Source organism: Mycolicibacterium arseniciresistens (assembly GCF_030519285.1).
GTDB classification, from domain to species: Bacteria; Actinomycetota; Actinomycetes; order Mycobacteriales; family Mycobacteriaceae; genus Mycobacterium; species Mycobacterium arseniciresistens.
The window spans coordinates 20,679-32,630 of the sequence record NZ_JAUMSQ010000070.1; the positions used below are offsets into that span (position 1 = coordinate 20,679).

At 69.2% G+C, this 11,952-nt stretch carries 11 protein-coding genes; 1 reads left to right on the top strand and 10 read right to left on the bottom strand.

All coding sequences use genetic code 11. From position 1 onward, the window contains the following. Positions 1 to 3 precede the first annotated feature (3 nt). From Q2100_RS12090 to Q2100_RS12100, 3 genes are all read right to left on the bottom strand, one after another. Positions 4 to 1,182 carry an acyl-CoA dehydrogenase family protein gene (locus tag Q2100_RS12090; RefSeq protein ID WP_302914244.1) on the bottom strand — a complete coding sequence of 393 codons (1,179 nt, stop codon included), beginning with the start codon at positions 1,180 to 1,182 and terminating at the stop codon, positions 4 to 6. 76 nt (positions 1,183 to 1,258) lie between these two features. After that, positions 1,259 to 2,335 (bottom strand): NAD(P)H-dependent amine dehydrogenase family protein, encoded by a 1,077-nt coding sequence (locus tag Q2100_RS12095; RefSeq protein ID WP_302914251.1) that lies wholly within the window; start codon positions 2,333 to 2,335, stop codon positions 1,259 to 1,261. Between the two features lie 17 nt (positions 2,336 to 2,352). Further along, entirely contained in the window at positions 2,353 to 3,216 is an 864-nt protein-coding gene (locus tag Q2100_RS12100; RefSeq protein WP_264011074.1) for an SDR family NAD(P)-dependent oxidoreductase, read from the bottom strand. A 139-nt stretch (positions 3,217 to 3,355) separates the two neighbouring features. Here Q2100_RS12100 and Q2100_RS12105 point away from each other — a divergent pair, with 139 nt between their 5' ends. Next, positions 3,356 to 3,988 carry a TetR/AcrR family transcriptional regulator gene (locus Q2100_RS12105; RefSeq protein ID WP_302914245.1) on the top strand — a complete coding sequence of 211 codons (633 nt, stop codon included), beginning with the start codon at positions 3,356 to 3,358 and terminating at the stop codon, positions 3,986 to 3,988. A 27-nt stretch (positions 3,989 to 4,015) separates the two neighbouring features. On the opposite strand, the gene Q2100_RS12110 is transcribed toward Q2100_RS12105, so the two are convergent. From Q2100_RS12110 to rplP, 7 genes are all read right to left on the bottom strand, one after another. Further along, a complete protein-coding gene (locus Q2100_RS12110) occupies positions 4,016 to 5,680 on the bottom strand; it encodes an ArnT family glycosyltransferase (protein WP_302914246.1) in 1,665 nt (554 codons plus the stop codon). Next, a complete protein-coding gene (locus Q2100_RS12115; RefSeq protein ID WP_302914247.1) occupies positions 5,677 to 7,167 on the bottom strand; it encodes a glycosyltransferase in 1,491 nt (496 codons plus the stop codon). Before Q2100_RS12115 ends, Q2100_RS12110 begins: the two co-directional genes overlap by 4 nt. Next, positions 7,164 to 8,702: a hypothetical protein gene (locus tag Q2100_RS12120; RefSeq protein WP_302914248.1), complete on the bottom strand. Its 1,539-nt coding sequence runs from the start codon at positions 8,700 to 8,702 to the stop codon at positions 7,164 to 7,166. The genes Q2100_RS12115 and Q2100_RS12120 overlap by 4 nt, the downstream gene beginning before the upstream one ends. Further along, on the bottom strand, positions 8,699 to 10,597 hold the full coding sequence (locus Q2100_RS12125) for a hypothetical protein (RefSeq protein ID WP_302914249.1): 1,899 nt from the start codon (positions 10,595 to 10,597) through the stop codon (positions 8,699 to 8,701). The genes Q2100_RS12120 and Q2100_RS12125 overlap by 4 nt, the downstream gene beginning before the upstream one ends. Positions 10,598 to 10,821: 224 nt before the next feature. After that, complete coding sequence (gene rpsQ / locus Q2100_RS12130) at positions 10,822 to 11,136, bottom strand: 30S ribosomal protein S17 (RefSeq protein ID WP_264011068.1); 315 nt, start codon at positions 11,134 to 11,136, stop codon at positions 10,822 to 10,824. After that, on the bottom strand, positions 11,136 to 11,369 hold the full coding sequence (gene rpmC / locus Q2100_RS12135; protein WP_264011067.1) for a 50S ribosomal protein L29: 234 nt from the start codon (positions 11,367 to 11,369) through the stop codon (positions 11,136 to 11,138). The genes rpsQ and rpmC overlap by 1 nt, the downstream gene beginning before the upstream one ends. Next, positions 11,369 to 11,785: a 50S ribosomal protein L16 gene (rplP, locus tag Q2100_RS12140; RefSeq protein ID WP_264011066.1), complete on the bottom strand. Its 417-nt coding sequence runs from the start codon at positions 11,783 to 11,785 to the stop codon at positions 11,369 to 11,371. The genes rpmC and rplP overlap by 1 nt, the downstream gene beginning before the upstream one ends. Between the last annotated feature and the right edge of the window lie 167 nt (positions 11,786 to 11,952).

The window sequence follows — 11,952 nt, forward strand, 5'->3', positions numbered from 1 at the left end:
CGGTCAGCGTCCGTAGGACGGCATGCCGTGGCCGCGCTGTGCGATGACGTCGCGCAGCACCTCGTTGGTGCCGCCGCCGAACCGCATCAACGGCGCGGCCCGGTACAGCCGCTCGAAGACGCCGTCGGCGGGGGCGCCGGGCGTCCGGTGCGCCAGCAGGCCGTCGGGTCCGAGCAGGTCGATGGCGAGGTCGGCGATCCGTTGGCGCAGCTCGCTGGTGAAGACCTTCTCGACGCTCACCTCGACGGTCGGGATGACACCGGTGTCGAGCATCGATGCGGCCTCCAGTCCCATCAGCATCGCCACGTCGACGTCGGCCTCGGCCTGCAGGAGACGCCGCACGAAGAACGGATTGCCTGCGGGCACCGATCCGTCGCGCCGCGGGAGCCGGGCGTGGCGCTGCAACTCGTCGAGCGCACGCCGCAGGTCACCGGCGTTCGTGAGCGCGCCGCGCTCGAGATCCAGGGCGCCGGTGATGTAGGTCCACCCGTGGTTCTCCTCACCGATCAGATTCGTTGCCGGAACCCGGACGTCGCGGAAGAAGACCTCATTGGTGCGGTAGCCGGACCACGCGGTCAGCGGCCGGATCTCGATCCCGGGGCAGTCGAGCGGCACGATGAGCACCGAGATGCCGCGGTGCCGCCGGGCATCGGGATCGGTGCGCACACAGAGCCACTCGTGGGTGCTGCGCTGCGCGCCGCTGTTCCAGATCTTCGATCCGTTGATCACCCACTCGTCACCGTCACGGACGGCGCGGGTGCGCAGGGCGGCGAGATCGGTGCCCGCGTCCGGTTCGGAATAGCCGACGGCACAGGTCAGCTCGCCCCTGGCGATCGGAGGGAGGAATTCGCGCCTGTTCTGGTCGGTGCCGTGACGCATGATCATCGGCGCCACCGAGGTCACCGTCAGATCCGGCCCCGGGACTCCCCAGTACTCGAACTCGCGCATCAGCAGGTGCTGGTACATGGCGCCGAGCCCGAGTCCGCCGTACTCCTTCGGCCAGGTGACGCCGAACCAGCCCTTCTCGCCGACCTTGCGACGGAATGCCGACACTTCGCCGCCGATGCGTTCGAGACCGTGTTCGGCCAGTTCGGACACGAGCGCCGGTGTCACCGAGTCGCGCAGGAACGCCCGAACTTCGCCGACCCAGGCCTGGTGTGCCGGATCGAGGCCGTCATCCACGAGCGGCAGCCTAGCCGCAGGCGTGTCTCTCCGGACTATTTCGAAAAGAAAGAGTTGCGGGATCCGCCCCGCGACGTCACCACATCGTGCCGCGGAGGTGGTCGGCAGGCCTCAGGTCGTGTGCGGCCAGGATGCCCGCCGGGGCGTCGCAGACGGCGCCGACGGCGTTGACCGCGCGTGCGGCGGTGGCGATGACTCCGCCCTGGTTGTGGTCGATCCCGATCCCGACGTGGGCGTTGATCTCCACACCGGGGTCGCCCTGCACCACGACGCGGTGCACGCCGGGCCTGCCCTCCGGCGGGTAGATCCAGTCCGGTGCGGCCGCCTGGGTGAGCCGGTTGACGTGCTCCATGGTGATCACCGCCCGCCCGTCGGCGACGCCCTCGACCCCGAATCGCACCGCCGCGACCCGGCCGGGTTCGACCGTCATCATCGTGCAGTCGATGGGCTGCGGCGTCACCCACTTCTCGTGTCGCTCGCGCACGTCGTCGAGCTCGACACCCAGGCCCTCGGCCAGGGTGTGCACCTGTCCGCCCCACAGGGACGTCAGGACGCCGGGCGAGAACATGATCGGCGTGTGGTCCGGCGTGGTGCCGAATCCGAAACTGGCGCCGGTGAATTCGGCGTCGTCGTAGGAGCCGTAGTCGAAGACCTCCTGCACGGTCACCGCGGTCGCCCTGGTGGAGAGGCTGAGCGCCGCGTGCACCAGGGTGTCCCCGGAGAAGCCCGGGTCGATGCCGTTGACGTACAGGGTGGCGCCGCCGGTGCGGCATGCCCGTTCCAGCGGTTCGCGCAACCAGGCGTCGGCATGGTGCGGGGCGACCAGCCAGACCAGCGACGTGCCGACGACGTTGACCCCCGCTTCGAGGAATCCGGCGATCTCCTCGATCGCTGCCCGGGGCCGCGTCTCGGCCTGTGAGGTGTAGACGACGCAGTCGGCGTTCAGCGCCAGCAGCGCGTCGATGTCGTCGGTGGCGGTGACGCCGGTCGGCTCGGCCAGGCCGCACAGCTCTGCCGCGTCGCGTCCGATCTTGGCCGCACCGTTGGCGTGCACACCCACCAGTTCCAGGTCGGGCCTGCCGATCAGCGCCCGCAGCGCGTGGACGCCGACGTTCCCGGTGGAGAACTGGATCACCCGGCGTTTCCCGCCCATGGTCGCTTCCCGTCCGCTCACAGCAGGTCGGTGATGGTCTTGAGGCCTGCGTCGTAGAGCACGCCGGGCATCATGCCGCCGTCGACTTCGATCGTGGTGCCGTTGACGTAATCGGCCCCACCACCGGCGAGGAACACGCAGAGCCGTCCGACCTCGTCGAGCTCGCCGCCGCGCCGCAGCGGGATCTTCGCGAAATACTTCGCGCCGTCCGGATCGTCGGCGGGAAGGACGAACGACCGGAGGTTGTCGGTCAGGTGCGGGCCGAGGGCGAGTGCGTTGACCCGCGCGTGCGGTCCCCACTCCTCGGCGAGCGAACGGGTCATCTGGTTGAGTCCGGCCTTCGCCGCACCGTAGGACACCAGCGTCGGCGAACCGGCCGGATGCGATGCCCCGCTGGAGATGTTGATGATGCAGCCGGTGCCGTCCTGGTGCCGCATCTGCCGAAACACTCTGACCGCGAACCACAGTGGGCTGATGAGGTTCATCTGGATGGCGAACGCATGGAACATCACGGTCCGCTCGTAGTCGTCGTCGCTGCGGGGTGCGCCCTGGATCTTCTGCACCAGTTCGGGGATGTCCTCCGCGTGCGGCGCCGGAACCGTGCCGCCGGCGTTGTTCACCAGGATGTCGATGCGGCCGTAGGTGTCGGCGACCTGTTGCACGAATGCGTCGATGGCGCGGTGGTCGCCCTGGTCGCACACCGACTGTTTCGACCGCTCCGACCAGCCGGGATGCTCACCGACTCCCGGGATGGCCGGCAGCGGTGTGCGCGAACAGCCGATGACGGTGGCCCCGGCGCGCAGCAACTCGTGGGCGATGCCGACACCGACACCACGGCTGGTTCCGGTGACTATCGCGATCTTGCCGTCCAGGGAACCCATCGGTGTCTTTCCTCTCGCGGTCACATCGCGCGGATGGCGCCGCGGGCTTCGCCCTCCACATGCGGGCCTCGACCGCCGTGGAACCATAAAGCGCTCAATCTTTTGATGTCAATCCCCCACGTGTGGTCCCCTTGTCCGCATGGCTCCCCGAGTCGCGCCGCGCCGGCCCGCGCACGGCAATCAGGCGCGCGCCGAGCGCACCCGGGCCACGGCGATCGCCGAGACGGTGCGGTGTGTCCTCGACGAGGGGATCGGCGCGGCAAGCGCCAAGCACATCGCCGAGCGGGCAGGCATGACGTGGGGAGTGATCCAGTACCACTTCGGCGATCGGGACGGCCTGCTCATGGCGGTCGTGGACGAGGGCTTCGCCGAACTGCTTGCGGCACTGCGGCAGTTGCCGCCCGCCGACGCCACGACCGACACCCGCGAGCGGGTGGAACAGGTGGTGGGCGCGGCGTGGGCGGCGATGTCGAGTCCGACGTCGCGGGCCGCGATCGAGATCCTGGTGGGCACCCGCGCCACGAGGGGCGCGGCCGCCGGCGAACACCTCGGCCAGCTCGCCAGGACCTTCGCCGGACTCGGCATCGGCGTCGGAGCCGAACTCGACGCCGCCCGCAGCGCCGCGCTGAGCCACCTCCTGCTCTCGACCCTGCGCGGCCTTGTCACCACCGAGCTGATCATGGCCCGGCCGGTCGACACGGCGCGGGACCGGCAGATGCTCGTCGAGGTGATCTGCGCATACCTCGATCGGGTGGCCGACGCCGCGCGGTGACCGCCGGCGGGACCCAGGTGTGCGGGCCTAGGCTTCCGGCACCGCTTCGTTGACCCGGTACAACCGCCAATCGGGTTGGCTGTCACCGTCGTTGGGGATCGAGAGTTCCAGCGTCGCCACGTCGGCGCCGGTGTCGTACAGCGTCGGATAGCGCAGGTTCAGCGCATCGGCGGCGCCGCGGCCCTCCGGCGGCACCGCCAGCAGATACCGGACGCCGTTCTCGGCGGGCGCGTTCAGCAGCGCGGTGAAGTCCGGATCCGAGGGCACCACGAACGTCTTCGGCCGGTCCGACGCCGCCAGGACGGCGAACCCGTAGACGGTGTCGGTGATCACCGAGCTCTCCGGAAGGCCGAGATCGTCGAGATAGTGCGCGATCTCGCGTTCGGTGGAGAAGGAGGCGGCGATGCGGTGCTCGATCTTCTTGCGGCCGCTGACGCTGTCGGGGTCCGGCGCCAGCACGGCGCCCAGCGCGTACTCCTGCGGTGCGTACTTCGGCAGGCTCATCCCCCACGCCGTCACCGGGAGCCCGAGCGCGAAGACCAGAGCCACCGTCGCGTAGACCGGCCACGGCCGGCGAGGGCCCGGTTCGACGGGGGGCGGTGCATACCTGCCGCGCCTTTTGGCCGGCAGCAGCGCGCCGTCCGGCACCGCGAGCATCGCCAGGCAGGCGGTCAGCGGCACCGCGATGACGTAGAACCGCAGGAACGGGAAAGTCGACCCGGCGGCGTAGCCCACCGTCTGAAATGCCAGAGCGGCGCCGTAGACGGCCAGCGGCGGCAGCAGCACCTGCCAGTTCGGCCCCCGCGCCCGTCCCACCGCCGCCCACAGCCCGATCGGCAGCAGCGCGGGGGCGAGCAGCAGGATGCACACGACGGCGAACAGCATCCCGGAACCGAAGGTCGGCACCGTCTGCCCCGACTGCTCGAGTATCGCGGTGTTGCCGTACTGGGAGGTGAACTGCGCGAACGCTTCTCCGGTGATCAGCCAGCTGATCACCGCCCAGCCGAGGAACGCCGCGGTGCCGGGTCCGCTGACCATCAGCAGGTCGAGCAGTGCCCGGCGGAACCGCGGCGCTGAGGTGGCACGCAGATAGGTGGTGACGCCGACGAGCAGTCCGGCCGCCGCGATGCAGGCCACCGCGTCATAGCGGGTGAGGTAGGCCAGGCCCATCGCGATGCCGCCCGCGGTGACCAGATGGTGCACGTCGTCGTCGACCATCCAGAGGATCAGCCTGCGCACCGCCCACGACATGAAGAACACGAACGGCGCCTCACTCATCCCGTTCGAGCCGTAGAACACGATCATCGGGTTCAGCGCGAACACGGCGGCGATCGTGAGCGCGTAGCCGCGCGGCAGTCCGCGGTCGGTGCCCATGGACAGGATCTGCACGGCCGCACCGGCCATGAACACCGCCGACATCATGCTGCCCGAGAACGCCCGCTCGGTCATCTCCGGCCACAGCGGGCTGGCCAGCACCGCGGGGATCTGCACCATCGCCGTCAACGGCGTGAAGATGAAACCGATCGCGGCCAGGTGCGGGTCCCGGCTGAACAGCACCGACTGGGCCGCCGAGACCCGGGACAGCGCGTCGCCGAGGATGAAGCCGTTGCGCACCTGCAGCCAGTATCCGACCCCGAGATAGATCACCAGGGTCACGACGAACAGCGCCGCCTTGAGCCGGCGATCGGTCACGACGGCCCGGCCTGTTGCGCCTCGACGTCGTCGGGCCGTTCGGACAGGCCGTGGAACGTCTTCTCCCAGTACGACGGATTGCGGATCAGCTGGTAGCAGCCCTTGGCGGCGGCCACGCTCATCATCACCCAGAAAGCGGGCACGGTCAGCGCGGCCACCAGCAGGTCGGAGCGGTCGTCCTCGCGCAGCGCGATCAGATTCATGTAGAGCGTGGCGGCGTTGCCCAGGATCAGCGCGATGAGCGCCGGGAAGTAGATGTACATCGGGAAGATGTCCTCGACCACCGCGGGCTGGCCGAGGAACCAGACCAGGGTGATCAACCAGAACGCCAGGTTGAGCACCGCGATGATCGGCGTGCCCGCGAGCACCAGGTTGAAGCGGACGAAGCTGCGGAAGCCGATGGTGCGATACAGCCGCACCGGTCTGCGGATCTGCACCAGCCAGGTCTGCAGATAGCCCTTGTACCAACGGGATCGCTGCCTGATCCAGTTGATCGGATCGCTGTTGGCCTCCTCGAGCGTGCGGGAGTCGATCACCGCGGTGTGATAGCCGTTGGACGCGATGCGCAGTCCGAGGTCGGCGTCCTCGGTGACGTTGAAGGGATCCCACGCGCCGATCTGTTCGAGCACGTCACGACGGAGATGATTCGACGTGCCGCCGAGCGGGATCGGTGACGTCGAACCCATCATCCCGGGCAGCAGGTAGCCGAACCACAACGCGTACTCGGCGGTGAACCATGCGGTGAGCAGATTCTGGTGACCGTTGTGGTAGACGAGTTTGGCCTGCACGCAGGCGATGTCGTCGGGCAGCCGGCCGAATGCGGTCACCACCCGGCGCAGCTGCAGCGGCTCCGGCAGGTCTTCGGCGTCGAAGATCGTCACGATCTCACCGGTCGCGAAGTACAGACCGTAGTTGCACGCCTTCGGTTTCGTGCGCGGATCCGCGGGTGGCACCAGCACGATCGTGATGGCGTCGGACTCCGCGCATGCGCGGGCCGCGGCGATGGTGACGTCGTCGTCGGCCTCCAGCAGCAGCAGCACCTGCAACTTGTCGGACGGGTACTCAAGCGCCGCCATCGCGCCGATCAGATCGCCCACCACCTCGGGCTCGTTGTAGGCGGGCACCAGGATCGTGTACGGCGGGAGGTCGGCGTCGGGGGTGGCGCGAGCCTCCTCGTCGGTGATGACGATCGCCCGCGACGCCAGGCCCTGCCGGAAGATGAGCAACCGGTCGGCCATCGTGAGCAGATAGCCCAGCGTGCACAGCCCGATCAGAGCGACCGCCGTGGGCATCGGCTGCCAGACCGCGCACACCGCAAGCAGCGCCAACAGCGCCCAGACCACCGCCTTCTGCCAGGGGACGACGGAGATCGAGGCAGACCGCAGCGGATCGTCCTCGCGCAGACCGTCGATCGCCCGGTGCAACGCGTACTGCTGCTCCTCCTCGGTGGCGTCCTCGGGCGACGGACGGTCGGCGAACGTGGTCATCGCTGTGCTCCCGTGGCCGCGAACTGCGCACCGACCAGTGCCCGCCCGAACACGGTGAGCAGTTCGCCGTCCTTGAACGTCGGCGTGCGCTGGTCGAGCACCGCGTTGCCGCGGAACAGCAGGGTCAACAGGGTCCGCAGGGTCGGGAACAGGTTGCCCGACGGCACCGGGAACGGAGCGTCCGGTTCGTGGTTGTCGACGGCGAAGATCGTCACCCGCTGCGCGATGTCGTCACTGCCCCAGGCGAACTGCAGGGAGTTCCACGTCACCAGCAGGTCGTCGTCGACGACGGAGAGCAACTGTCCCGTGACCCCCATCCCCAGGTCGACAGGACGCAGTGCGCTCAGCCGGGCCGCGGTCAACCCGTACAACACCCGTCCCGGGTACACCCCGAATGCGAACGGCCGCTCGCTGACGATACTGTCCACCACGAGGGTGCGCGGTCGGGACGCCTTGTCCCACCGCACATTTCCCACATCGGCGGTCATGGTCTGACGCACCAGCACCGCGTCGTCACCGTACAGCCGCTGCACCTGCTCGTAGGTCTGGACGGCGGTGGTCGACCAGCCAGTCGGCGCCGTCAGCGGCTGGCCCGGCTCCAGGAAGCCGGGAGTGGACCTGCTGATCGGGGCGGTGGTGGTCACGGCGGGCAGCGGGAAGAACGACAGCACCAGCGCGACCACGATCACCAGCGGCACACCGGACCACACCTGCTTGGCGGCCAGCGGTTCGACGGAGCGTTCCAGGATCCGTTTGGGGGCGCCGCGGCGGGACCGCAGGTACATCACCATGCCGACCACACTGATCGCCGTCAGCGCAGGAACCTGCTGGTAGACCTGGATGGGCGCGTCCGGGAAGAAGACGCCGACCACGAGCAGCACACCGAACCCGACGATCCATGCCGCGGCGGACCCGATCGCACCGCGCCGTCGGGTACGTCCGGTGGCGATGCCGGTGCCGAGGCCCGCGATCAGCAGCGTCACCGCGCCCGCCGCGAACTTCCCCCCGCCGAACAGGATCACCGCGAGGTAGTAGGGCAGCGAGAATGCGAGCAGCAACATGAACCACACCCAGGCGAACCGGATCACCGGGCGCAGTCCGAACAGCACGATGCAGCAGCTGACGATGAACAACCACATCGCCACGAAGTCCAGCCGCAGCAGGTGGAAGAACAGTGCGTACCGCTGCAGCAGCACCCCCTGCAGCAGCAGCGCGAGCACCAGCCCCATCGTCCCGACGATGATGTCGGTCTGACGGTCGTGGATGGGCAGTTCGGTGCGGTTGCGGCGGGCCACTCCGATCGCCACCAGGATCGCCGCCGCGGGCACCGTCCACACGTAGGCGCCGATGCCGCCGGCCCGGCTGGTCTCCGCAAGGCTCACCAGGCTGTCCCAGAACGCCACAACGGTGAGTGCCGCGATGAACGCCCACCTGATGATCAGCCGGTAGACCGGGTGGATGTCCTCGTACCTGGCGAGCAGCGCCGCCGGCCCGCGCGGGCCGGTTTCGGTCTCGACAGGTGCCGTCGCGGTCATGGTTGTCGGCGGGACCGCTTGCGCAGCAGCCAGATCAGCCCGACCCCGAGCACGGCTACCGCGACGGCCGCGGCGCCGATCACCCAGCGGAAGCCCGGCCCGCCTTCGTCGGCCGGTGCGGCCGCGACGTCTGGTGCGCCGTCGCCGGCCGCCACCGTCACCGGTGGCTCACCGGGCACTGCGATCAACGCGTTGCCGGTCAGCCGCGACCAGCGGTCCACGTCGGCCGACAGCCAGTCCAGCAGCCGGTCGAGCTCGCCGGGCGCGTTGTCCGACGTCGCCACCAGTACGGTGCGGTTGCCGGCGTAGGTGGTCTGCAGTGAACCGAAGGCCGGTGCCGGGGTCACGGTCAGGGTGCCGGATTCCCCGGCGCCGCCTGCATTCTGGATGTTCAGCTCGCCGTCGGCATCGGCTGCGACCGGCAGCGCGATCCGGTCGTCGGTCCATCCGCCTGCATCGATCAGCACCGCGGGATTCGGTGAGGCGGCGGCCTCGGCCACCGAGGTCACCGCGGTGTCGACCGGCAAGCCGCTCAGCCGCTGCAACCCGACGAGGATCGCGACTGCGCGCCGGGTGTCGGCGAAGTCCTCACCGATGCCGACCTCGACGCGCGGCATCAGCGCCTGCGGCAGCGCCTGGAAACCGCCGGGCAGCGGTGGCGCGGCGCGCTCACTGCGGATCTCGCTGTCGCCGTCGATCGTCAGCGTGATCGGCTGGAATTCGCCGCAGCGGCCCACGTTCCCGCTGATGTCCAGCGTCACACCCAGGTTCGTGTAGCGCTCGAGCAGCTGGTCGGGCACGTCGATCCACCGGTCGATGCGGCCCGTGCTGTCGGCGGTCCAGCTGTCCAGCGTCTCCGCGCCGATCGCGACGACGAGCTGGCCGCCGATCTGCGACGGCAGCGGGGTGTAGGACCCCTGCAGGTGGACACGCACGTTGCGTGCGGAGCGGCCGAGCCTGGTCTGGTCGAGGCCGAGCGACACCTGCGGCGACAGCCCGGTGGCGTTCACGCCCGGCTGCCCGAGGCGGCGCAGCGTCGTGCTGTCCGAAGCCAGTACGGGGCTCGACTGCACCGGTCCGACAACGGCTTTGGAGCTCAGCGCCAACCGGTTGACGTCGCTGGACAGCAGCCGGGCCTGGTTGGTCAGCTCCCCGGCCTCGCCGCTGATCAGCAGCGACGGCACGCCGACTGTGCCGAGCAGCGAGACCCCCGCGTCGGCGCCCTCCCGGATGACGACCTGGCGCTGCAGCGGCTGCGACGGCCCCGGCGGCGCGTCCTGGCCGCCGGCGAGCGCGGTGACCGACACCTCGGTGTTCTGCTTCCCGTACCGGGCGACCACTGCGGTCGCGATCCGCAGCGCGGCGTCGGACTCGACACGCGACGGTGTCTCCGGAACGAACAGGTCGAGGCGGCGCAGGATCGGCGGCAGGAAGTCGGCCACCGTGCGCGGCGGCGCCTCGGTGCCCTCGTACCGGACGGCCGCATCGACCAGGCGCAGCGGATTGGACGGATCGAGGCAGTAGTCGCCGGTGGGGGTCAGGTAGCTGCGCAGGGTGACCGTCACCGCGTTGTCGACGACGGCGGCGCCGGCGAGCGGGATCGAGATCGGCGCCCGGTCGACCATCGGCAGCCCGACCCGCGACAGCGTCCGGTTCTCCTGGGTGGCCGTGAGCGTTCCGGCGGCGACGTTGACCGGGATCTCCACCGTCACGTCCATCGACGCGGGCACCAGACCGGGCGGCACCGGGATGGTGAGCGACGAGATGCCCTGGGTGCCGTAGAACGCGACCACCGGATCGGCGCCGACGTCGGCAAGGCGCAGGGTCGGCGCAGTGGCGACCTGACCCCCGTCTCCCGGCGCTGCCGTCGCTGGAAAAGCGAAGGCCGCCGGCATGGTTAACAAGACAAGACTTGTGCCGACGGCCGACATCGCCCGAAATACAGGCCAGATACCAACCCTCACAGGGCCGAGCGTAGACAATCCGGCCGTCAGGCAAACCTGTAATGGTTGATTTCGACAAAGCCGCCGGTAGCCAATGGCGTCCCGTACGCCGGGCAAGGAAAAGCCCCGCACGCTGAGCGTGCGGGGCTTTTTCGCCGTTGTACTTGCCGGTCGGCCTACTTGGCCTTCTCGAGCACGTCGACGAGACGCCACCGCTTGGTGGCCGACAGCGGACGGGTCTCCATCAGGGAGACGCGGTCGCCGACGCCGGCATCGCCGTTCTCGTCATGCGCCTTGACCTTGGTCGTGGTCCGGATGATCTTGCCGTAGAGCGGGTGGCTCTTACGCGATTCCAGCTCGACCACAATGGTCTTCTGCATCTTGTCGCTCACCACGTAGCCGATGGCCGTCTTGCGACGTCCACGCGGCTTCTCGGTGCGCGGGGTGCGGGCCGCACCCTTTTCGGTGGCGTCAGATTTTGCGTCTGCCATTACGATTCCTCACCTGCGGGCCCGGAAGCCAAGCCCAGTTCACGTTCGCGCAGCACGGTGTACACGCGCGCGATCTCCTGCCGCACGACACGAAGCCGGCGGTTGTTGGCGAGCTGGCCGGTGGCCATCTGGAAGCGCAGATTGAACAGCTCTTCCTTGGATTCACGCAGCCGGTCGGTCAGCTCGTCATCGGTCAGTTCACGCAGTTCACCAGTGGAAACTCCAACGGCCATCAGAAGTTCTCCTCTCTGGTCACGATGCGCGCCTTGATCGGCAACTTGTGGATCGCGCGGGTCAGCGCGTCGCGCGCGATCTTCTCGTCCGGGTAGCTCAGCTCGAACAGCACGCGGCCCGGCTTGACGTTGGCGATCCACCACTCCGGCGAACCCTTACCGGAACCCATGCGGGTCTCGGCGGGCTTCTTGGTCAGCGGGCGGTCGGGGAAGATGTTGATCCACACCTTGCCGCCACGCTTGATGTGCCGGTTGATGGCGATACGGGCGGACTCGATCTGCCGGTTGGTGATGTAGGCGTGCTCGAGTGCCTGGATTCCGTAATCGCCGAAGCTCACCGAGGTGCCGCCACTGGCGACGCCACGCTGGCGCGGGTGATGCTGCTTGCGGTGCTTGACCTTGCGCGGGATAAGCATGTCAGCTCTCCGTATTCTGGGTCGTCTCTGCGGCGGCGCCGGCAGCGGCCTCGGTGCCCACTGCAGCCTCGGCCGTGGCCGGAGCCTCTTCGGTGCCCGTCGCCGCACGACCCGCGTCGGTGCTCGTGGCGGTGGTGCCCGACGCACCGCTGCGGCGCGGACGGGTG